Raw genomic sequence first — 22,037 nt, 5'->3', positions numbered from 1 at the left:
GGGTGTTTTTTGTCTCTGGGGGCCGAGCCCCCAGACCCCCACGGTGCCTTACGTTGCTGACCCAGCGTGGTTGGCGTACGGGCTTGCGCCCGTCGCCTGGTGACGGGCGGTGGGTTGGGGGGGTTTGGGGGTGGGGTGGAGAGCGACGCTGATGATTGCAGTGCTCTGGTCGCTGAACGGGATGATGGAGAGTTGACGGTCGAGGCTGCCCGCGAGGGCATCGCGAACCTGCTCGCGGTGGCAGCGGAGACAGGGATCGCGTTGTTGGCCGTTTGCCGCCGCGTCGAGGGTGACTTCATCGGATACTGCGGGCTGATCATCGGCCGGGCGACGACGGAGGCGGCGCACGCGGTGCTCGACGCGGCGATCGCGACTGGGCGGAAGCGATTGTGGTCAACGGTGGGGGTATGGAACACGCCGTCGTTGCGTGTGCTGGAGAAGCTGGGCTTCGAACGGGACCATGTCGTACCGGACAACGGCAAGGGTGAAGTGGTCTGGCTGACGCGTGCTCTCCCGTGAAAGTGCCGGTTGAGCTGCGTGAACCCTCCTGAGTCGCAGGACCGATGGGCGGGTACAGAGCAGCCCTGCCGGGAAGAGAAGTCCGGCAGGGCTGGTGTGTGGTGGTCGGCACGCGCCATGGTCGCCTCTCGGCGAAAGGCGCTACGCGGCTCCAGCCGAACGGCACTCCGCGAAGGCAAAGGGGTGAGCCCGGGGGACACAATGGGCGAACCGACCAGTGGCTGTAACCGTGCGGGGGCGCTCGGTATTCCCGGGTGTTCCACGTGGAACGGGCTTCGGGGGCCGGAACCCTCGCCTCCGGCCGTGCAGTAACATCACGGGGTACGCGGAGCAAGTCAAAGAAGAGGGGGCTTCACGTGAAGAAGCTGTTGGCACTCGCAGTCATCGCAGGCGGCGTTTTGTTCGTCGTCAAGCGCAACAAGGCCGCGAAGGCCGAAGCCGACCTCTGGCGTGAGGCCACCGCACCGACCGAGCGTCCTCTCGGCGCCGTCTCCACCAACGGCAGCGCGCCTGCCAAGGCCAGCTCTTCGGACGCGGCCAACAACTGAGTTTCCGCGGGCGGCACCACCGCCCGCACCCGGGGCTGTAGCTCAATTGGTAGAGCACCGCCTTTGCAAGGCGGGGGTCAGGGGTTCGATTCCCCTCAGCTCCACATAGTCCGACCAGTGCTTTTACCGCTCCGCTCGCTCTCCAATTTGATCAATGGGAGCTATGGTGGGTGCGGGTAAGATCAGTCCGTGGCCAAACTGGCAGCTGGCAGTGAACGCAAACGCGGTGAGATCGAGCGCCGCGGCAATTCGTTGCGCGTCAAGGTCTACGCCGGGGTCGACCCGCTGACCGGCAAACGCCTCTACCTCACTGAGTCGACGACCGACGAGAAGGAAGCCGAGCGGATCCTGACCCGGCTTCTCGCCGAGGTCGACGATGAACGCCATGCCCGCAGCAAAGGAACCTTCCGAGTTGCGATGAAGGACTGGCTGCGCCTCGCTGAACTCGCTGATGACACCCGCGAGACGTACGAGATGTACGCCCGCATCTACCTCTATCCCGTATTCGCCGACGAGCCTCTTGCGAAGATCCGCGCACGCATGCTCGAAGAGTTCTATGCCGATCTCCTGCGCTGCCGCGCGCGCTGTGATGGGAGGCCGTTCCTTGAGCACCGCATTGACGGCCCGCACGAGTGCCGCGAGGTGAAGCACAAGCGTCCACCAGGTCGACCGCCGGTCCAGGGCTACCCGCCTCACGACTGCGGGGAGAAGGGCTGTGTTGTCAGGCAGTGCTCGCCGCACGTCTGCCGACCTCTCGGGAAAGCGACAGTCCTCAAGTTGCATTTCATGATCAGCGGGACGTTCGCCGCCGCGATTCGGTGGGAATGGGTAAAGGTCAACCCCGCAGAGGTGGCACGTAAACCGCGACCGCCGGCGCCAGACCCGAAGCCGCCGACGCCGGAGCAGGCCTCCCGGATCATCGCTGCTGCGTGGGAGCAAGACGAGGACTGGGGAACGCTGGTGTGGTTGACCATGGTGACCGGGGTACGCCGCGGCGAGCTGCTGCGGATTCGCTGGCGGGACGTCGAGTTCACGAACCGGATTTTGGCTGTACATGAAACCAAGAACGACAAGCCCAGGCGTGTCTCGCTCGATGCCGCCACGATTGACGTGCTCCGGGACCTGCGTGAGCACTACGAAGTCCGAATGCGCGCGCTTGAGGTCGAGCCGACTCAGGACGCGTACCTGTTTTCCTACGCCGCTACCTACGACCAGCCATGCAACAGGTCAGGTGTGACCCACCGGTACGCGCGGATGTGCGCAGCAATCGGGATTGACAGCCACCTGCATGCCCTCCGCCACTACTCAGCGACGGAACTCATCCTGGCTGGTGTCGACATCCGTACCGTGGCCGGCCGTCTTGGCCACGGTGGCGGTGGTGTTACCACGTTGCGGGTATACGCCGCATGGGTTGCCGAAGCCGATCGGCGAGCAGCCGACATCCTTGGAGGTCGAATGACTCGCCCGAAGCGATCGAGCTCGCAGCACGAAGCGGTTCTTCTCAACGACACGCCCGTAGCCGTTCCGCGTGACGTTGCGCGCGCCGTCTGCACCCGCTGGGCGGAGCGCGGCGAGGAGTGGGTCTCTTCCACAGATGACGAGTTTGCCGAGTTGTGCCGCAGCTACCAAGCCCAGCCCCGGAACGTCATGACCGCTCGATACGGGCTGGTCGTTTCGGTTGAAACCGCCACCGGTTTACTGATTATGAAGTCGACACCGGACCCTGCTGGCGCGCTCCAGGCGCGCGCTGCTCAGCGGCTCGCCTTGCTCGGTGCGGGGCCAGTTGTGCACCAAGTCGTAGAGTCCGCGTCCGGCACATGGACCGTCATGGACCAGGTGCAACCAGGAACGAGAGTTGGTCAGTCTGCGTCGCTTGACGAGCTAGCCAATGTTCTTCGCCCGCTTGCGGGTGCCCTTCAGTCTCATGAATTCCCGCCGATCTCGTCTTGGTTGCGGGACCGCCTGATGAATGGCGGCAAGCAGGACTTACCGCCAGGCGTCGAAGCGGCGAGCAGTCAGGAACGCGATCGGGCGCTGCCGATTCTCGAACAGCTAGTCACCGATGAGTCGCACGCCTTATGCCACGGCGACCCTTCGTCGGGAAACGTGCTTCGTGGCGAGCACGGACTAGTGCTGATCGACCCTCGTGCGGTTTCGGGCGATCGTGAGTACGACGCTGCAGTGCTTGCGCTCAAGTCTGGCCATCCAGTCGGTGAGCTAGCTCGCCGACTTCAGGTCGATGTTTCTCGTGCGGAGGCGTGGGGCGTCGTCGCCGTCGCGGCTCGTGTCTGATTCGGACAAACGTGAACGGTTTACGTAGGTGCGCAAGTACCCAAAAGTTCGGGCATCGTGTCGATAATAGCGTCGGCACCCAGGCGCTTGAATCGTTCACGTTTACCCGGTTTGTTTGCGTAGCCCACGGATAGCGAGCCTGCAGCGTGGGCCGCCTCGATGTCCGTGGCGGAGTCGCCAACCATCAGGCAATCGTTAGTGGTGGCGCTAACCATTTCGGCGGCGCGCTGGAGCAGGTAGGGGTGGGGTTTGAGCAAACCCGGTTCCGGCCCTGTTCGAGACGACACGCCAGCCACGAGGTGAGCAAGGCCGTGTAGTGAAAGGTAGGCACGAACGGCACTGCTTGAGTTGTTGCTCACTATGACGACGGGGCGACTGGACGCAGCGAAGTGCCGGAGCACTGCTCCCGCCCCGGGGGTCGGCACGGCCGTGCGAACGGCGACCGTCTCCAGTCGCGCCAGTTCCGATTCTGCGCGAACCGCAGCTGACGGCTCATGTCTGGCTACATACCTTAAGAGTTCGAATGGCTCATTCGTCTCAGGTGCGGTGTCGAGCGTGAGGCAGGCCCGAAGTTCGCGCGCGACGGCGTGCGGACTGAAGTTGCTGAATACAGAGCAGACCGGGCCGTCGAAGTCGAGCAAGACGTTCGCTGTGCGCGCTAGAACGGTTGTTACAGATGTGTTTATCATAATTGGTAGTCCCGCCCCACAGTCGTCCAGAGCGACTCGAACCACGTGTGCGACTGGCGGACAAACCGTGTCGAAAGGCTGTCTTCGTCGCCGTCGACGGAGTGGTGGAACAGGGTTGCATCCTTACCCATGAGATCCCAGATTGCAGTCGGTTCGCCGTCGAGCGTGACCGTGTGTTCTTGAACCGGGTAATAGCCGAAGAAAGCTTCACTGCTGTTGATCAAATAGAGCTTGAACAGTGGCACGGCTGGATTGACCCGAACCAATGCCCGAGCACTTGGTACGAGACCAAGTTCTGCCAACTCGTTCACTGCGTCAATGATCGCGAGCGTGTGTCGCTCCATGATCCGGGTTGCTCGGGCGCGAAACGCGGGACTGTCGCTCAGGTCATCAACACGGGCAGGCAAGGTCCACGGTTGACGTGGGTCGGGCACCAGCAGTCGCACCGTCAGCGAGTCGGGTCGCAGCCGGCCGTCTCGGATTTTGTCGAGCGGCTCAGTGATCGCACCATGCAGCGTCTCGCCGGAGAAGCCCGCGAAGTCGACAGCTACCTCAGGTTCGCCGAAAGCACGTTCGAGATGGCTCCGCAGATCCACAGGCCGTTGAGTTCGCTCGCGGACGAAGACGCCGCTGCCCTGACGCGAGACAACGAGACCTTCGTCGCGAAGTAGCCGAATAGCTGTCTGGATCGTCATGCGCGCGACCCCGAACTGCTGGGACAGGTCGAGTCCGGAGGGCAGCTTCTCGCCTGGCTGGAAGGTCTTCGTCAGGATCGCTGCGCGCAGCGCATTAGCGACCTGTTGATACGGCGGCCGAGGGTCATCCGGGTCCAACTCCATGCAGCTCAGGGTACGACCTTGCCCCCCACCGGGCTAGCCAGCCTAGACAAGCATTTGACATGGCTAGCCATGCTGGCTATCTTCAAACATGCCTAGCCAAGCTATACAGGTTGGCGGTGGCGAGACAGCTGAAAACGAAGCGACCCGGGCGGGGATGCCGCCCCACCCGGGCCTCGCACCGGATGTTTGGAGACCCAGATGCAAGAACAAGGTACGACACACGAGATTCGGGCAGGTCGTGCCCAGACTCGGGAGTTGCTACGAGATGCCGCTTTGCAGACCGCATTGCGCAAGCGCTCCGCCGGGGTGCCGACCTACACCGTTCCAGAAGCCGCAGCGCTACTTAGCCTGTCGCAGGAGTACGTCTACCGGCTCATTCACGCTGACGCGTTTCCGGCGCTCCGCCTGCGGCGAAGCGGGGGACAGGGGCGCTACGTCGTTCCGGCCAAGGCTGTCGAGCAGCTGCTCGACATTGCTACCGGCGCGGGCAACTGCGTTGACGTCACCGACTGGGTCGGGGCGTGGCAGGCGGCCTCGGCTGGGGGTGCGGCCTGATGAGGACGTTCGGGTCTGCCCTGGTGGCGTCGGTGTTGATCGGTATTGGTGTGGCCTTGTCGGGCTGGCACGTGAAGGTCGCGGTGGTCTGGCCGTGGTTCGTGGTCGCGGGTGTCGCGGCCGGCGTATTCGGCCTGGCGGAGTTGATGAAGGGCAATTCGGCGCGGATTGTGACGGTCGCGCTGGGCCTGGTGGGGTTGTCGGCGTGGTTCGTGGGCTGGGTGCCGGTGGAGACGCCGGGCTACGACGTGTGGCCGTGGGGCTTGTTTCTCGGCGGTCCGGTTCTGGCCGTTGCGGCGTTTGTGGGTTTGCGGGGTCGGGGTGGTTCGCGGGGGTTGATCGGTCGGTGGTCGAGGCGGTCGCGTCGCAATGGTGGTGTGGCGTCGCGGTGGCAGATCTTCCGGGTGGCGTCGAAGTCGGCGATGCGCCGCAAGGCGAAGGTGTTGAAGCCGTCGCTGCGTCGGCAGATGTGGTGGACGCGGCGCCGGGTGCCGGTCCTTACCTATGCAACGCCGTTGGCGCGGGTCGGGCGGCAGCGGGTTTGGTCGCCGGTGGAGGACGTGACGCTGCGGTTCGGTGGCCCGCGTTCGGGTAAGACGGGGGAGTTGGCGTGCCGGATCCTTGACGCGCCGGGCGCGGTGATCGCCACGTCGACCCGTACGGACTTGATCGATTTGACGGCGAAGCTGCGCGAGCAACACGGCCCGACGTACGTGTTTAACCCGTCGGGGCTGGGGAAGCTGCCCTCGACGATCACGTTCGATCCGCTGACCGGGTGTGGGAACCCGGTGACCGCGACGCACCGGGCGAGTGACTTGCTTCCGGGCGAGGGCGGCAGCGACGAGCGGGAGCACTGGGTTACGCAGGCCCGCCGCGCGTTGGCGGCGTTGATGCACGCCGCCGCGATCGGTGAGCTGGCGATGAGCGACGTCCAGTCGTGGGTGGCCGATCCGGAGCGTGCGGCGGAAGAGGTGCTGCGGCTGTTGCGGCGCTCGGAGCCCGCGTTCGAGCAGACGGCGCGTCAGTTCCTCACGACGAACGACCGGACGAGGTCGTCGATCACGACGACGATCATGCCCGCGCTGGCGTGGCTGACCGACCCGACCGCGCGCGCCGCGGCCACGGGTGGGGCGTTTGACGTGGCGGAGCTGCTCGACTCGCGAGCGACGGTGTACCTGCTCGGCGCTGAGGAGGGTCACACCGCTCCGCTGGTGGCGGCGTTGACGGCGCACTTGGCGCGGGAGGCTCGCCGGATCGCGTCGGAGTCGCTGGGTGGCCGGTTGGACCCGGCGTTGACGTTGGTGCTGGATGAGGCGGCATTGGTGTCGCCGGTTCCGCTGGACCTGTGGACCGCCGACATGGGTGGTCGCAACGTCACGATCCACATTGGTGCGCAGTCCCGTGCGCAGCTGCGCAAGCGGTGGGGCGACACGGGATGCGCGGCGATCATGACGAACTCGGCGACCGTGTTGATCCTCGCCGGTGCCCGTGACGGGGACGACTTGCAGGCGTATTCGCTGCTGACAGCGGACCGGCACGAGATGGTCGAGTCCGAGGACGCCGACGGTCACGTGACGGGGCGGACGTCGCAGCGGGTGCCGGTGCTCTCGCCGGGGCAGATCGCGCAGTTGCCGGAGTTGCACGCGGTGATCGTGCGCCGGGGGATGCCCGCCGCGATTGGAAAGCTCCAGATGGCGTGGAAGCGGAGCGACGTGAAGGCCGTGGAGCGCCGCGAGCGGCTCGCCGAGCTGCGCGGGCAGTGGGCGGAGGCGTCGCAGCGGTGGGACAACCGGCGCGACGAGATCGCGGCCCGCTTCGGTGCGTTCGTCGACGGCCTGGCCGATCAGGTCGAACCGTGGATCGTCCGGCTTGAGGACTGGTACGCGACCCGCAAGGCCGCCCGTGCCGATGCGGTGGTGCCGGTGCAGGACCGCACCGAGCCGATGGTGCGTGCCGAGGTGGTCCGGCTCGACGTCGGCGACGCGGCGCCGGTGATGGTCGAGCGTGGGGACGCTCCGCCGGAGGAGCCGCTGGCGGTGCTGGACGCCGAGTTGGAAGCCGACGCCGCGACGTGGGCCGAGGCCGGGGCGGACGTCGCCGACGAGCGCGACGAGGGGCGGTGACCGGCGATGCGCAGGGATCTTGCGGTGATGATCGGCGCCGGTCAGACGGTGGCCACCTTCTCTTACGACGCCACCGCGCCGTACGTGGTGACGATGCGCGTGGTCGACGGCGCGGGGCCGGTGACGTGGCTGCTGGGCCGGGAGGTGCTGGCCGAGGCGTTGGTGACCGGACGGGCCGGGGTCGGCGACGTGCGGGTGACCGCCCGCGGTGATCTGGTGGTGCTCGGGCTGTCCACTCCGGACGGTGTGGGTACGGCGGTGTTGCGCCGTGACGACGTCGCCGTGCTGGTGGCGTTGACGCACCAGATCGTACGGCCGGGTGCCGAGTCCGACGCCCTGGACTGGTCTGACCTCGCGCAGTTCCCGGGGGTGAGCTCGTCATGAGCACCACCATCCGCCCGCGGGTGTGGCTGGTCGCCGGACTCGGCGCCGAACCCGACCCGACGGATCATCCCGTGGTGCGTGACCACCTGATGCGGCAGTGGATCCCCGGATCGCGGGGCAGCTACCACACCGCCGACGGACGCCACCACGCCAATTGGACCGAGCTGCACACCCGTTTCGACCTCGTGGAGGTGACCCAGTGACCAGGCCCCAGGAACCGGCCAGCGCCACAACGAGGCGGGTCAACGCGCGGGGGTTCGCCGACGGGCTCGGCGAGATCAGCGAATCCGACGCGGCGGCGTTGGTGCCACAGATCAAGGCCGGGGATTCCGAGGCGTTGGGCCAGCTGTATCGGCACGGCCGGGAGCGGGTCGAGCGGTATCTCAAGCGGCGGATGGTCGACACCACTGATGTTGAGGACGTGGTGCAGGAGACGTTCCTGCGGGTGCCGGAGATGACGAAGGACTTCAACCCGGACACCACTGAAGTCGGGGCGTGGTTGTGCGGGCGGGTCGCCCGCTGGACCTTGACCGACTACGGCCGCAAGGACCGGTTCGAGCGGCTGTCGGCGAGGGACACGGCCAGCCGGGCACTGTCGGAGTCGATCCACACCGGCCCGGTACAGGACGCGCGCGACCGGGAAGCGACCCCACTGTCGCCGCGGATGGTGCACGCGCTGGCGAAACTGGCACCCGCTCAGCGGCGCGGGATGCAGCTGCGCTACCTCGACGAGATGACCGCGGAGCAAGCCGCCGAGGTCGCGGGGTCCAGCGCCGGGGCGGTCGTGCAGAACTGTGTCGCAGCACGGAAGAAGCTGCGGGCAGAGCTGGCGGACGTGGCTCCGGTGTCGACGTCGGCGCTGGCCGGGATGAGCAAGAAGGACGCGGTGCTGACCGCGTTACGCACCGTTGGCACCGACAACCCGACCGGCGCGATGGCCTGGCTCAAAGAGCACGGCGTGAAAGTCGATGACTCCTACGTCTACGCCATTCGCAACGGCCGGCGGCCCGAGACGGCGGTGGTCGAGCCTGCCCCGAGGTCGGCCGCCGAGATCGCCGACGCGGAACACACGCTGGAGCGGGTGACGTCGTCGTCCTCGGCCACGAAGAAGGAGCTGGCGTGTGCGGCGGCTCGGCTGTACGACGCCCGCAACGGGCGGCTGCCCTCACCGGATGAGCTGACGCAGCTGGTCGACGGCGTCTCGCGCACCACCGCCGTGGTCGGCCTGCGCGCCGCGCGCCAGCAACGCGCGGACACCGATGACGCGGCCACCGCCCAGGACAAGGTCCCTCACCAGGACCAGGACCAGGACGTCGAGGACGTGGCGGAGGCGTCGGTTCGGCCCGAGCCAGCGGCGGAGATTCCCCAGCCGCGCGTGGCTGAGCCGGAGCAGCCAACGCAGGACCGGGCGGCGTCGGCGCTGGAGGCGTCGCGGCAACGGACCGACGACGCGTTGCAGGCCGCCGCCGCGGCGGTGCGGCAGCTACGGCCGGAACCCGTGCGGGTCGAGGGGGCCGAGCAGGAGCGGGCGCGGGAGCTGTCCCGCTGGCAGGCCGAGGACGAGACGGACGAGGACGCCCGCGAGAACCGGCGCGCGCTGGAGCTGGCGTCGTGACTGCTGATTCGCCGGGCCGGGCGGCCACCGTGCCGCCCGGCTCCCGGCCCCACCACCTGATTTCCACTACCACCGGGGAGAACTGATGACTGAGATTGTGACGTGTGTCCTGTGTGGACGCCGGGGTGTGCGGGACTTCGAGGCCGCCGACGCGTTGTCGTGGCGATGTGCCAACCGCGACGTCTGCCAGCGCCGTATCGACGAGTCGGCGATGGAGCGCCCGTTCGTACCGGGTGCGGCCGAGGCCCGCGCCGCCACCGGTGCCGCCTCCAACGGCGCGGGGGCGGGGTCGGCGGACGCGGCGCTGGCCGGGATCGCCCGCGAGGTCGAGGGGCTGCGCAAGACCGTCGAATCGGTGCCGTCACTGTTTCAGCAGGTCGAGGACCTAGCGCGGGTGGTGCAGGACTTGGCCGCGAGCGTCGCGGCCGGTTCGGGTGGCGGGGACGCGGCGATGTCATGGCTGGTGATGCCCGCCGATCTGCCGGTGGCACGGGCGGTGCTCGACGAGCTGTGCGGCTGGCTGCGAGAGGTGTTCCTGCGCTACCCGGACGGGGCGGGCGCGTTGGTGGAGTGCTGGCTGTGGCACCCGGACGTGGTCGAGGAACTGCTGTGGTTGATGCGGGCGTGGCTCGCGGCGTATCAGGACGAGGACGCGTCGGCGGGCCGCGCGGGGGACTGGCACGACCGGTACCGCCCGGGTGTGGTGAAGCGGATCAAGACCTCGACCGGGACGTGTTCGCTGGAGAACCACCAGCCCGGCGGCAGCCACCACCGCCACGCGCCCGTCGTGCCCCTTATCGATGCCGTCGACCAGGTCGCGGCGTGGTGGGCCACGGCCCGCGCGAATGCCGCGCCGGAGCCCACGCCGGAGCAGTTCTCGGCGGCGCACGCCGCGCAGGCTGAGCAGCGCCGTACCGGGGCGGGCCGCCGATGAGCCGGGCGCGGTGGGTGGTGTTGGCGGTGTGGTTGCCGGGCGTGCTGGTGGCGCTCGGCGCGGCGGCGGCGACCGCGCACGGCTTGTTCGAGGTCGCGCTCGGCAGCGGTGTCCCGGCGGGCATCGCCTGGATTTACCCGTTGATTACTGACGGGCTGGCGATTGTCGCCTATGTGGCGACGGCGCAGCTGACCGCGGGCGGGCGGCGTTACGCGTGGACGGTGGTGATCCTCGCGGCTGGGCTGTCGGGAATCGCGCAGGCGACCTACCTCGCCGGTGGGGTCGTCGGTGCGGAGCAGGGCGCGGTGGGCGGTGCGGCACCGTCGGGTTCGTTGTTGCGGTTCGGGGTGGGGGCGTGGCCCGCGATCGCGGCGGCGATCGTGGCGCACCTGTTGTTCATGCTCGCCGCCGACCACCGGACGGACCGGACGGACGAGACCGCCGACGGTTCAGGCTCGGCGGTCGAGGCGCTGTCGGCGACCGCCGAACGCGTGGCGTCGTCCACTCCGGCCGTTCACCCGGACCGCGTTCAGCCCCCGGCCGTTCATCCGCCGTCCGTTCAGTCGGGCCTTGTACAGCCAGGGCCGCTGGACCCGTCCGCGCGGTCGGTGGTGGATGGACGTACAGCCGAGCCCACCGATTCCATCCACTCGGAGCAGTCGCCGTTGCCTGCCGCGAGCGAGGCGAAGTCGGAGCGTCCGACCGTGTCGCCACCGTCGCCGAAGCGGGGCCTGCGCGCGCGACGGCCCGCAGGCACCAGTCGACGCACGGCTGCCTCCCGACCGTCGACCAACTCATGACCTCCGCCGAGGTCTCGCGCGGGACCGCCGGAACAGCCCTCCAAGAGCTCCGAGAGCAATCAGCACCTCTACAGCTCATCACCGAACTCACCAACAGCAATGCCAACTCATGATCACCAAGACACTCACCACAGCACCACTACCAAGAACGCCACCACAGAAGACCAAGACCACCACCAGCAACTCACCGACCAAGAAAACTAAGAAAACAAGCCAAGAAAAAGAACCTGCACACCTAGGCATCGTGATCTGTCGGGCCGGTGCGCGCTGGCGCGCGCCCGGGTTCGCGTCCCGCGTTGTTGATCTTCAGGTCCCGCGTGTTGATCATGAAATGAGGCTCTGATGTTGTCGATTTCCACGGGTTACTCGGTCAGGTACCTCACGGACGAGGTCGCGAAGGGCCGGGAGAACTACTACACGAGCGCGGTCGAGGCCGGCGAGCCTCCGGGCCGCTGGTACGGGGCGGGGGCGGCGAAACTGGGCCTGACGGGTCTGGTCGAGGCCGACACGATGGCGAAGGTCTACGAGTCGTTCCTCGACCCGCGTGATGAGGCGTTCAGCGATCCAACCCGTCAGGCGGAGGCGTCCACTTTGGGCCACACCGGGCGGAAGTATCCGACGGAGGATGAACTGTACGCGGCAGCGTTGGACGCGGAGCCGCACGCGACGGCTGAACGCCGTCAAGAGTTGCGGTTGGCCGCGGGCAAGAGCGCGCGGAAGAACGTGGCCTTTTTGGACGCGACGTTCAGCGTCCAGAAGTCGGTGACGGTGCTGCACACCGCGTTCGAGGCGCAGCAGGTCACCGCTGAACGGACGGCTGAACGCCTCACCGACGCGCTGAACGCGGCGACGTCGGCGGGCGCGGCACCGGCCGAATTGGCCGAACTGGCGCGCCAGCGTGACGACGCGCGCGCGGCGGCGGGGTCGTGGCGGACACACCGCGACGCGGTGGAAGACGCCGTATGGGCCGGGAACCGCGCGGCGCTGAGCTACCTCTCGGAGCACGCCGGGTATTCGAGGGTGGGGCACCACGGCGGTGCCGCCGGTCGGTTCATCGACGCCCACGACTTGGTCGCGGCGTCGTTCTTCCAGCACGACTCGCGCAACCACGATCCGCAGCTGCACATCCACAACGCGATCCTTAACCGCGTGCAGGGCGCGGACGGGCAGTGGCGGACGTTGGATTCCCGCGCGATCCACAAGTTTCGTGGTGCCGCTGCCGCGGTGGGGGAGCGCACCACCGAGGAGCACCTGTCGCAGGCGTTGGGGGTGCGGTTCGCGTCCCGCCCGGACGGCAAGGCCCGCGAGGTGGTGGGGATCGACAAGCGGGTGATGGACCTGTTCAGCTCGCGGCGCCGCGCGATCACGAAGAAAACGACGACGTTGGTGGAGGCGTTCGAAACGAAGTTCGGCCGCGAGCCGACGTCGCTGGAGCTGGACCGGTTGCAGCGGCAGGCGACGTTCGCGACGCGCAAGGCGAAGTCACACGACGGCGAAACCACCGAAGCCCGCTTGGAACGCTGGGATCGGGAGTTGCGCGCGGAGGTCGCCGACGGGCTCGCCGGTGTCGCCCGCGACGTGCTGAACCTGACCCACGAACCACGCGAGCCCGCGACGTGGTCACCGGACGAGGTGCTCAAGACGGCGCTGGCCGACGTCCAGTCGACCAAGGCCGGGTGGACCGCGCCGGATCTGACGCGCGCGATCTCCGACGCGTTGCCCGATCAGCTCGGCGACCTCGACGGCGCCCGGCTGGCGCAGCTGCTGGACACGCTGACCGCCGAGGGCGTGAAGCTGGCGACACCGTTGACGACCGACCGGCCGGGTGTCGCGGTGCTGCCGGACGCGCTGAAACTCGCCAACGGCCAGTCCGCGTACGAGGCCCCGGCGGGCCGGCTATACGCGACGCCGGAGCACGTGCACACCGAACGCGCGTTGGTCGCCTCGACCGCGCGCGGGGGTGCGCCCGCCCTCGATGTGTCGGCGGCGGACGGGTTCGTCTCGGCACTGGCCGATATGAAGGTGGTGCTGGGCGCGGACCAGGCCGCCGCGGTGCGCGGTGTGCTCACGTCCGGCGCGGCGGTGGAGTCGCTGGTCGGTCCGGCCGGGACGGGGAAGTCCTTTGTGGTGGGCGCGCTGGCGAAGGCGTGGCAGGACCCGAGCCTGTGGGACGGGAAGGCACGCAGGGTGGTGGGTTTGGCGTCGAGCCAGGTCGCTACCGACGTCCTCGCAGGCGAGGGGCTGACCTCACGCAATATCGCGCGGTGGCTCGGGGCTCAGGACAAGCTCGCCGAGGGCTCGACGCACCCGGAGCACGAGGCGTGGCGACTCACACCGGGGGATTTGGTGGTGGTGGACGAGTCGGCGATGGCCAATACCGCCGACCTGGCGAAGATCCAGCACCACGCCGCCGCCGCCGGGGCGAAACTGCTGCTGACCGGGGATCACCGCCAGCTCGCCGCGGTCGGAGCGGGGGGTGGGATGGAGCTGATGGCGGAGGCGGGTGCGGCGTACGAGCTGATCGAGGCGCGCCGTTTCGCCGCGCAGTGGGAGCGGGCGGCGTCGCTGCGGTTGCGCGACGGTGACGAGACCGTGCTTGGCGAGTACCACAAGCAGGGCCGGATTCTCGACGGCGGAACCCGCGAGCAGGCCGAGGCCAGCGCGGGAAAGGCGTGGCTGGCCGACACCCTCGCGGGCAAGCACTCGATCCTGATCGTGGACACCAACGAGCAGGCCGCGACCCTCTCGGCGGAGCTGCGCACCGAACTGGTCCGGCTGGGCAAGGTCGCCGAAGACGGTGTGCCGTTGGGGTTGCAGGGCACCTACGCGGGGGTCGGTGACCTCGTGCAGGCCCGCTTCAACGGCTGGCAGCTGGCGGGCGCCGACGGGAACCGGGAGGTGCCGATCAACCGCAAGCAGTACCGCGTCCTCGGCACCCGCGAGGACGGCGGCCTGGTCGTGGCCCACGTCCTCGGGCGCGAGGACGGGATCGGCGAGGTGCTCGGCGAGCGGATCACGCTGCCCGGTAGCTACGTCGAGGAGCACATCGCGCTCGGCTACGCCTCCACCGTCCACTCCGCACAGGGGTTGACGGTGGACACCGCGCATTCGGTGACGACGATGCGCAGCCGCCTCGAAGCGCTCTACGTCGGCTTGACTCGGGGCAGGTTTCGTAACACGGCGCACGTCGTGACGGTCGATGTGCCGCTGGACGCACCCGACGGCGCTGCGCTGGAGGCGGTGCGTCGCAATCCGGCTTCGGTGCTGGCGACGATGTTTGGGACCGAGGTGCCGCAGCGGTCGGCGCTGGCCGAGGCCACCGAGTCCGCGCAGGACACTGCGGCGATCCGTACTCCGGCGGAACTGCTCGCCGACGCGTCCGAGTTGGCGACCGCTGGCCGGACGGCCCGCTGGCTCGATGACTTGGTGCAGGAGGGGATGTTGACGGGCACCCAGCGGGCGCGGATCGCCGCCGAGGACGGTGGCCCGACCCTCGCCCGTGTGCTGCGTCGCGCGGAGCTGGCCGGGCACGACCCGCGCCAGGTCCTCGCCGACGCGGTAGCCGTTCGCGACTTCGACGGGTCGCGGCAGATCTCGAACGTCATCCACGGCCGTATCACCAAGAACGCGCGCCTTGAACCTGTCGGCGACTCCTACGCCGACTGGCTCCCAAAGGTTGAGGACCCGCAGTGGGGAACCTACTTGCGGTCGCTGGCCGACACCGCCGATCAGCGCCGCCGCGAACTTGGCGAACAGCTCGCCGAGGACCCGCAGCGGTGGGCGGTCGAGGCGTTCGGGCCGGTACCCGCCGACCCGGCCGCGCGCGCCGACTGGGTTCAGCGCGCCGCGGTCGTCGCGGCACACCGGGAACTGACCGGACACCAGGAGGAAGACACCGCGCTGGGTGCGGCGCCGAAGGCGGGACAGGTCGAGGCGTACGCGTCGTGGCGCTCGGCGTGGCGGGCACTCGGCCGCCCGGAGTCCGGCCGCGACGAACTCGAAATGAGCGACGGGCAACTACTCGTGCGCGTCCGCGCCTGGGATCGCGAAGAGGCGTGGGAGCCGCAGTTCGTGGAGAACGAACTCGCCGGAACCCACCAGACCAGCGAAGTCCACAGCAGGAAAGCCACGATGCGCCGCGCCCAGGCCGACACCGCCAACGACAAGGAGCGACGCGCCCGGTTGCTCGACGAAGCTGAGCAAGCCGACGCACTGGCCACCGTGCTCGACCGGCGTGCCGCCGAACTGGGCACCATTGATGAGACACGGGCGTTGTGGCTGGCTCACACCGCCGAGACCCGCGCGGCGGCCGATCGTGCCCGGTCGGAGCTGGATTCCCGGACCGTCACCGCTGAGGACGTACCGCAGGTCACCGCCGCCGAATGGAACGATGCCCACAACCGGCACCTGGTCGAGGAGGACGCCTACCGCGAGGCCACCAACGAGTACGACTTGGCCGACGTCACGAAACAGCGCGCCGACGACGTCGCGACCGTCACGGAACAGGAGGTTGTCGAGGAGACGGACGTGGCGGATGTGCGCGACATCGCGGCCGGTGAAGACAAGGCGCTGGGGTCCGACACGGTGCGGGTGCCGTCCGCCGGGGAGACCGCCGCCGAGGTCGAGCGCGCTCAGCGAGCGCTGAAAGAGATCCAGGCCCGCGAGGCCGCCGAAGCCCAACGAGCCGAGGAGGAAGCACGCACGGCCGAGATGCACCGCCGCAACACCGCTGACGCCGCCGACGCGGCGGCGAAGGCCGACGACGATGCCGTGGTGGCGTCGTGACCAGGTCAGTCGTGGGTGGGTGGCGGGCCGGGAAGCTCGATCGGGGGGTTCCCGTCCCCGAACCACGCCCACTGAAACGTCAGGTGCACCGACAGCGCCCAGCCCGGACGTTTCGTCAGCCAGTACGGCACCGGCTGGCGAAACAGCAGCTTGTCCGCGGCCAGTGCCTCCTCCTGAATGATCTCTTGATACGCCTGACCGAACCGGTTGGTGATCGGCGCGTCAGCCGTCCGCCACTGACCGTTCGGCGGGCGGACCGTGGCCCTTGCCATCCAGCGGCACGTCTGCACCACTCCGTAGTTCGCCCACGTCTGTTCCCGCTCGTACAGCTGCTCGGCGGCCAGCCACAGCCGCTCGAACTGCGCCTTGGGCACCCGCACGTTGCCCCGGGGAATCCGCTCGAAGTCACGTCCCGTCAGCTCCATATCAACGATGGTGACACCCCACACCGACAAAAACCGCCGCCGAGCAGCGCAAACGTAGGCCGAAAGAGTGACCCGCGGTCGGTGAAGAGTCCACAGAAAGGACCTGTCCTCGCCGGACGGGCAGGTCTCCAGGATGGTCGAGAAGAGCAGGCCGGTTGCGTCCGTGCGTGCCTGTCGCCCATCCCGACGACCTCCACAAGGGCTATCAAACCTGTCAAGGGGGCAGACCGCAGCCACGTTCACCAGTGCACGAAGTGCCCCCTTGACAGGCTTGATCGGGCTCACGCCAGGTCGACGGGATGGACGAAGAGGCCCCCACTAGTAGGTGGTTGAAGCGCAAAACGGCGACGCCGGCGGCCTTACCGTCGCCACATCGGGCAAAGATCAGTGCGTCTCGCTGAGGTTCACCTGAGTGAGCCGGGTACGGCTCGCTTGGTAGATGAAAGGGCCCGGTTCGTCGAGGCACTTCTCGATATCGCGCCATCGGCACATCACGACTTCAAGCTGCTCGAACTTGCCGCGCGCGTCGGCACCAGCCAGGACAACCATGCGAGCGCCGTGATCGCGAACCGCCGCAATCTCCCGGGTGTGCTGCTGGATGTTGCGGTCCCTGGTGATGACCAACCATTGGCGCCGTGCGGTCTCGGGAAGCCAGTCGACGTCCAAGGCCCCCGGCAGGATCGGGCACGGCGGTCTCTGCCTTTTGAAGATGATGCCGCCTGGGTCACCGGGGAAAGTGACGTCGCTGCGAAGGTCAGCCAGGATCCGCGCCAGGCCGAGTAAGTCGGCATCGATATAAAACCGAACCGTCGCCGACTTAACGCGTGGACTCACGCGGCACGGGCGCTCTCGTAGCTAACCGCCCACCGAACGTCGCGGGAGCTGATCCCGAAGTCCTCTGCTACCTCGGCGATCGAGGCGCCGGCGTCAACCTGTTCCCACAGGACGTCGGTGCTGATCCCTGCGACCGCAGGCCGGCCGAAACGAACATTCGGCTGAATCAGGACGCTCGACTTTGGGTCGTCGTGCGGGCGCCAGGCAGTGACAATCTCGTCTGCGTAGTGAAGTCGCTCGTGGTACTCCTCGCCAGGTGCGGTCAGCATCATCTGGCCGCCGACCGGGGCGACTAGGTAGAACTCAGGATCGAGACCAACCGACCGCTGAGTTTCCTCAATGATCAGCTTGCCCTGATAGGCGAAGGCCTTGGCGTGCGCCAGTGGGTACGGCACCCCGAGCTTGTCTCGCAGCTGTGAGATGAATGCACGGAGTTCCTTCATCGGCACCTGGTGCTTCCGGCGGTACTGCCGGAGCCAAGCGCACTCGACGAACTCGGCCCAGGTCACCGCGGGGTGACCGCCTTTTCTGGTCTCGCGGACGATCGGTTCGTACAGCTTGCCGCGACGTTCGCCGCCTTCAAGCCAGTAATTAAGCGTCGTGGGAGGCACGGCGAGTAGCCGGGCCGCCTCAGGCTCGGTATACATCTCCTGGTCCAGTACCGTCACGCTCACATCGACAGAATTGCACAACGCGATGATTTGTGACCCCACTGTAGCCTGGATCACCCACACGGAGTACAGCTGCTGTCCGTCAGCGAGCGCGAAAGCTCCAGCTCACGAGCGGGACCGCTCGTCGTTCGGCAGTCCCCCGCGATAGCCAGTTCAGTGGTCGAACCCCCGAGACTCGACTCGGCGGGGCTGACCGAGGGCCCAAGGATGACAGTGCTCAAGTTGATCAATGGGTGCCACGATGGGTGCGAATGCCAATCGGATGCATCCACCCCAGCCACTCCAGACACGAGTTGCGTCAGTGCGACCAGCGGTAGACGGCCAAGATGGGTCCGAGCACCACTTTTGCAAGGCGGGGGTCAGGGGTTCGATTCCCCTCAGCTCCACGCAGCGGAGGCTCGTGCCCGCAAGGGTGCGGGCCTTTCGCGTTTCGCCATTGCTTCTGGGGGCCGAGCCCCCAGACCCCCACGGTGCCTTTCCTTGCTGACCCAGCGTGGTTGGCGTACGGCCTGGCGGCCGTCGCCTGGTGACCTGCCCCGGGGTGGGGGTCAGTGGGCTAGGAAGTTGATTACCGCGTCTCGGCCTTTGTGGCCCTGTTCCCTGTTTTGGATTGAGTGGGACGCTCCTTTTACGACCACCAGGTTGCCGTTGGGGGCCGTGGTGGCTTCTTGGCGGGCCCATTCCAAGGGGGTTGAGAGGTCGCGGTCGCCGTTGAGGAGGAGGACCGGGACGTTGGGGAGGCGGCCCGATTCGTTGGGGGTCGGGCGCTCGGCGGGCCAGGGGAGGCAGCTTTGGATGAAGCCCTGGTTTACCGCGACCTGCGGGGTGTAGGGCCAGGTGGCACGGTCGGGGAGGGCGCGTTCGGTGAGGTTGAGCAGGGGCTTGCGCACTGCTGTCGGGGTGGCCGGGGAGCCCCAGGGGAAGCGCATGTCGGCGCAGAGAGTGGCCGCGTGCAGGCCCGCGCTGAACGAGGCGGGGTCGTCGCCGCCCGGGGCAAGGAAGCCCAGCAGGGTGTCGAGCTTGGCGGGGTCGCCCGCGCGGGCCGCGTGGATCGCGCCGATCACGTCGCCGCTGCCCTGCGGGAAGTCCTGGGGCGTGGGGTTGCGGTAGGTCGGGTCGATGAACTCGTACGTCACCACCATGTCGAAGATCCGGACGCCGTCGGCGGTGCTGCGGTGGCGGATCACCCAGGCGAGGTCCTCGGCCGGGTCGTAGCCGCAGGCCGGGGCCGTCGTGCAGGCGTCGCGCAGCACGCGAGCTTCGGCCGTCAGGCCGGTCAGGTAGAGCGAATCGCTCGCCGTCGCGTGGTGCGGCAGGATCGAGTCCAGGATGACCTTGTTGACGTTGTGCGGGTAGGCGATCGCGTAGCGGGCCGCGGTGAACGAGCCGTACGAGACGCCGTCGACCACCATTTTGGGTACGTCGAGTGCGCGGCGGAGCAGGTCGAAGTCGGCGATCGTCTGGTCGGTGCCGTAGAGGCCCGCTCGGTCGCCCAGTAGGCCGGCGCACTCCTTGACCGCGGGCTCCGACGGGGTCGCGATGTCCGAACTGCCCATCTCCGCCTGCAGGCCGGGGCAGCGGAGCGCGCCCTGCGGGCCCGTGCCGCGCTGGTCGAGCAGCACGAAGCGGTAGTCCTTGGCCACCTCGGGCAGGCGCTGGCCCGCTATCCGGGAGATCGTGCCGACGCCACCCTGGCCGGGGCCGCCGGTGAGGAACAGCAGGACGCCCTTCGGCGCGGCCGTGTTGTCACCGGTCGCGACCTGCAGGTCGAGCGTGCCGGGAACGCGGCCGGTGTGGTCCAGTGGCACAGTCAGCGTCGAGCAGGTGAAACCCGGCTGGCCGGCGCAGGGATGCTGGTTCGTCAGCCGCGGCTTCGGCGCGGGTTGCCAGGTGTCGGCGGCCGCCGTCCCGCCGAGGGCGGCGGTACAGACCAGCGTCATGGCGATCATCAGGAGCTTCGAGCGCATACGCCGATTGTGCACCCGGTGAGCGGGAGCCGGGCTACCCCCGAACGGCCATACTTGCGGACATGACGCCGGAAACGCTGCGCGAGTGGTGGTCCCATCGGCAGGGATTGGACGGTTCGCTCGTCGGCGGTTCGGCCGCCGAGGTGCTGGCCGGGACGGGCTGGGCGCGGTCCGTCGGCGGCTCGGGGCCGTATCTGGGGCTGTTCGCCAGGGGCAGGCTCACCCGGGAGGCCGTCGACGCCGCCGTCGCGCGGATCGAGGTGCACGAGCTCCCCTCCGCGCGCGGATGCACGTATGTGCTGCCCGCGGCCGACTTCGCCGTGGGGCTGGCGGTCGGTGCGGGTGTGCCGGAGGGTGAGCTCGCCGCCGCCGGGCGGCATCTCGGGGTCACCATGGCGGAGATCGAGGAGCTCTGCGCGGCCGTCGTCGACGCGGCGGAACGGGCCGCGGGGCCGCTCGATCCGGCCGCGCTCAAGGTGGCGGTGGGCAGTCCGGTGGGCAATCCCGTGGGCAACCCGGTGCGCGATCTGGGCGACGCGGGGCGCAAGCGCGGGATCGCCACGACCTTGCCGCTCGCGCTCGGGTTGCTGCAGGCGCGCGGCGACCTCCGGCGGGTTCCGGCCAACGGCAGGATCGACCAGCAGCGGTACGGCTATGTCCGCTGGCACGCCGAGCCGTCCGATGTGGACACAGCGCGTACGGAGCTGGCCAGGCGGTACTTCGGCTGGGCCGCCCCAGCCTCGCTCAAGCACTTTCGCTGGTTCTCCGGACTTACCGCCGCAGCGGCGAAAAAGGCCATCGGACCGCTGGAGCTCAAGCCCGTCGACGGCACGGACCTGCTGCTGCCCGCCGACCTCGTGGCGGAGTTCGCCGAGTTCACCCCCGCCGGTCGGCCGCACTACGCGTTGCTCGCGGGTATCGACGGAATCCATCTGCTGCACCGGGAACTGGCCAGGCTGATCGACCCCGCGGACGCCGCCCGGCCCGTGCCCGGTGGCAAGGCGGGCGCGGTGCCGGGTGCCGAGGCCGACCCGCCGTGTCACCTGATCGTGGACCGTGGGCGGGTCGTCGGTCTCTGGGAGTTCGACCCGGGAGCGGGCCGGATCGAGTACCGGTCGTTCGTGACCGCCGACGCCGGGTTGCGCGCCGCCGTCGCCGAAACCGAGGCGTTCGTCCGGGACCAGCTGGGCGACGCGCGCAGCTTCAGCCTGGACTCGCCGAAGAGCCGGGAGCCAAGGCTGGCGGCGTTGCGCGGCTAGGCCGTGTCTGGTAAATCTGTTCGATGGGCTTCGTGTTCCAGGTGGTTCCTGGCGGTGCGGGGGATTTGCCCTCGTACCGGGTTGTACTCGGGTGAATCCCCCGTGCCGTCAGGGGCCGCCTGGGCGCGAAGACCGCGGACTTGATTTGCCAGACACGGCCTAGGGCCAGAGCCGTTCGGTGGTCCAGTTTCCACCGGCGCGGCGGTAGCGCAGCCGGAGGTGGCGCCGGTCGTGGCTCGCCTGCCAGAACTCGACCTCGTCCGGGGTGACGAGGTAGCGCGTCCAGGTTTCCGGTGCCGCGGCGGGGTTTTCCTCGACCCACCGCTGCGCGTCCTCGGCCGCGCGCAGCAGCTCGGCCGGATCGGTCAGTACTTCGGACTGCCTGCCGATGTACGCCTCGACGCGGGAGGCGGGCGGACGGTCGCGGAAGTCGGCGGCCGAAACCGCCGCTGTCGCCGGGGTGACTAGTCCGCGCAGCCGCACCTGGCGGGCGCGGCCCGGCCAGAAGAACGTGAGCGCGGCGCGGGGATTTCCCGCCAGCTGCACGGCTTTCGGGCTCTCCGCGCTGGTCGCGACGTACCAGCCCGCGTCGTCGACGTCCTTGAGGATCACGACTCGCGCGTCCGGCGCGCCATCGGTGTCCACAGTGGACAGGGTGACGGCGTGGGGCGCCAGCACGTGCTCGCCCGCTTCGTTCAGCCAGTCGAGGAACAGCTCCTTCGGCGTCGCCGGGGCGGCGGCCGGGTCGAACTCCGGCAGCTCGCGCGGGAAGGAGGGCCAGCCGCGGAGTTTCGTCAT

The 22,037-nt window shown here is 68.5% G+C and carries 19 protein-coding genes and 1 tRNA gene; 13 read left to right on the top strand and 7 right to left on the bottom strand.

Going from position 1 to position 22,037, the window contains the following annotated elements:
* The first annotated feature begins 135 nt into the window (after window positions 1-135).
* From QMK34_RS04705 to QMK34_RS04690, 4 genes are all read left to right on the top strand, one after another.
* The gene (locus QMK34_RS04705) at window positions 136-519 is read left to right on the top strand and encodes a GNAT family N-acetyltransferase (RefSeq protein ID WP_326411860.1); all 384 of its coding nucleotides are present in this window, start codon (window positions 136-138) and stop codon (window positions 517-519) included.
* 356 nt (window positions 520-875) lie between these two features.
* Window positions 876-1,067, top strand: a complete 192-nt coding sequence (locus tag QMK34_RS04700; protein WP_326411857.1) for a DLW-39 family protein — start codon at window positions 876-878, stop codon at window positions 1,065-1,067.
* A 31-nt stretch (window positions 1,068-1,098) separates the two neighbouring features.
* Window positions 1,099-1,171 (top strand) — tRNA-Ala (locus tag QMK34_RS04695).
* Window positions 1,172-1,256: 85 nt separating this feature from the next.
* Window positions 1,257-3,359, top strand: coding sequence for a tyrosine-type recombinase/integrase (locus tag QMK34_RS04690; protein ID WP_326411854.1), 2,103 nt, complete (start codon window positions 1,257-1,259; stop codon window positions 3,357-3,359).
* 20 nt (window positions 3,360-3,379) lie between these two features.
* Here QMK34_RS04690 and QMK34_RS04685 read toward each other — a convergent pair whose 3' ends face one another.
* Together QMK34_RS04685 and QMK34_RS04680 are read right to left on the bottom strand one after the other, a co-directional pair.
* Window positions 3,380-4,000, bottom strand: a complete 621-nt coding sequence (locus QMK34_RS04685; protein ID WP_326411851.1) for an HAD family hydrolase — start codon at window positions 3,998-4,000, stop codon at window positions 3,380-3,382.
* Window positions 4,001-4,044: 44 nt separating this feature from the next.
* Window positions 4,045-4,887, bottom strand: a complete 843-nt coding sequence (locus tag QMK34_RS04680; protein WP_326411848.1) for a GntR family transcriptional regulator — start codon at window positions 4,885-4,887, stop codon at window positions 4,045-4,047.
* A 273-nt stretch (window positions 4,888-5,160) separates the two neighbouring features.
* On the opposite strand from QMK34_RS04680, the gene QMK34_RS04675 reads away from it, so the two are divergent.
* The 8 genes from QMK34_RS04675 (at window position 5,161) to mobF (ending at window position 16,083) form a co-directional block, all read left to right on the top strand.
* Entirely contained in the window at window positions 5,161-5,442 is a 282-nt protein-coding gene (locus QMK34_RS04675; protein ID WP_326411846.1) for a helix-turn-helix domain-containing protein, read from the top strand.
* Complete coding sequence (locus QMK34_RS04670) at window positions 5,442-7,565, top strand: type IV secretory system conjugative DNA transfer family protein (protein WP_326411844.1); 2,124 nt, start codon at window positions 5,442-5,444, stop codon at window positions 7,563-7,565. Before QMK34_RS04675 ends, QMK34_RS04670 begins: the two co-directional genes overlap by 1 nt.
* 6 nt (window positions 7,566-7,571) lie before the next feature.
* A complete protein-coding gene (locus tag QMK34_RS04665; protein WP_326411841.1) occupies window positions 7,572-7,949 on the top strand; it encodes an SsgA family sporulation/cell division regulator in 378 nt (125 codons plus the stop codon).
* Window positions 7,946-8,152, top strand: a complete 207-nt coding sequence (locus QMK34_RS04660) for a hypothetical protein (RefSeq protein WP_326411839.1) — start codon at window positions 7,946-7,948, stop codon at window positions 8,150-8,152. Before QMK34_RS04665 ends, QMK34_RS04660 begins: the two co-directional genes overlap by 4 nt.
* On the top strand, window positions 8,149-9,564 hold the full coding sequence (locus tag QMK34_RS04655; protein ID WP_326411837.1) for a sigma-70 family RNA polymerase sigma factor: 1,416 nt from the start codon (window positions 8,149-8,151) through the stop codon (window positions 9,562-9,564). Before QMK34_RS04660 ends, QMK34_RS04655 begins: the two co-directional genes overlap by 4 nt.
* 85 nt (window positions 9,565-9,649) lie before the next feature.
* A complete protein-coding gene (locus QMK34_RS04650) occupies window positions 9,650-10,498 on the top strand; it encodes a hypothetical protein (RefSeq protein WP_326411835.1) in 849 nt (282 codons plus the stop codon).
* Window positions 10,495-11,298, top strand: coding sequence for a DUF2637 domain-containing protein (locus tag QMK34_RS04645; protein WP_326411833.1), 804 nt, complete (start codon window positions 10,495-10,497; stop codon window positions 11,296-11,298). The genes QMK34_RS04650 and QMK34_RS04645 overlap by 4 nt, the downstream gene beginning before the upstream one ends.
* A 342-nt stretch (window positions 11,299-11,640) precedes the next feature.
* Entirely contained in the window at window positions 11,641-16,083 is a 4,443-nt protein-coding gene (mobF, locus tag QMK34_RS04640) for a MobF family relaxase (protein WP_326411831.1), read from the top strand.
* Window positions 16,084-16,088: 5 nt separating this feature from the next.
* Here the strand turns inward: mobF and QMK34_RS04635 are convergent, their stop codons facing one another.
* From QMK34_RS04635 to QMK34_RS04620, 4 genes are all read right to left on the bottom strand, one after another.
* Window positions 16,089-16,508, bottom strand: a complete 420-nt coding sequence (locus QMK34_RS04635) for a hypothetical protein (protein ID WP_326411829.1) — start codon at window positions 16,506-16,508, stop codon at window positions 16,089-16,091.
* Between the two features lie 384 nt (window positions 16,509-16,892).
* Window positions 16,893-17,342, bottom strand: coding sequence for a hypothetical protein (locus QMK34_RS04630; RefSeq protein ID WP_326411826.1), 450 nt, complete (start codon window positions 17,340-17,342; stop codon window positions 16,893-16,895).
* Window positions 17,339-18,010, bottom strand: a complete 672-nt coding sequence (locus QMK34_RS04625) for a DUF433 domain-containing protein (protein WP_326411824.1) — start codon at window positions 18,008-18,010, stop codon at window positions 17,339-17,341. The genes QMK34_RS04630 and QMK34_RS04625 overlap by 4 nt, the downstream gene beginning before the upstream one ends.
* Before the next feature lie 551 nt (window positions 18,011-18,561).
* The gene (locus QMK34_RS04620; RefSeq protein WP_326411822.1) at window positions 18,562-19,980 is read right to left on the bottom strand and encodes an alpha/beta hydrolase; all 1,419 of its coding nucleotides are present in this window, start codon (window positions 19,978-19,980) and stop codon (window positions 18,562-18,564) included.
* 62 nt (window positions 19,981-20,042) lie between these two features.
* Between QMK34_RS04620 and QMK34_RS04615 the strand changes: the two genes are divergently transcribed.
* On the top strand, window positions 20,043-21,239 hold the full coding sequence (locus QMK34_RS04615; protein WP_326411820.1) for a DNA glycosylase AlkZ-like family protein: 1,197 nt from the start codon (window positions 20,043-20,045) through the stop codon (window positions 21,237-21,239).
* 159 nt (window positions 21,240-21,398) lie between these two features.
* Here QMK34_RS04615 and QMK34_RS04610 read toward each other — a convergent pair whose 3' ends face one another.
* Complete coding sequence (locus QMK34_RS04610) at window positions 21,399-22,037, bottom strand: pyridoxine/pyridoxamine 5'-phosphate oxidase (RefSeq protein WP_326411818.1); 639 nt, start codon at window positions 22,035-22,037, stop codon at window positions 21,399-21,401.

Source organism: Amycolatopsis sp. H20-H5 (genome assembly GCF_035828755.1).
Lineage (GTDB): Bacteria > Actinomycetota > Actinomycetes > Mycobacteriales > Pseudonocardiaceae > Amycolatopsis.
This window is presented reverse-complemented; position numbering and strand designations above follow the sequence as displayed.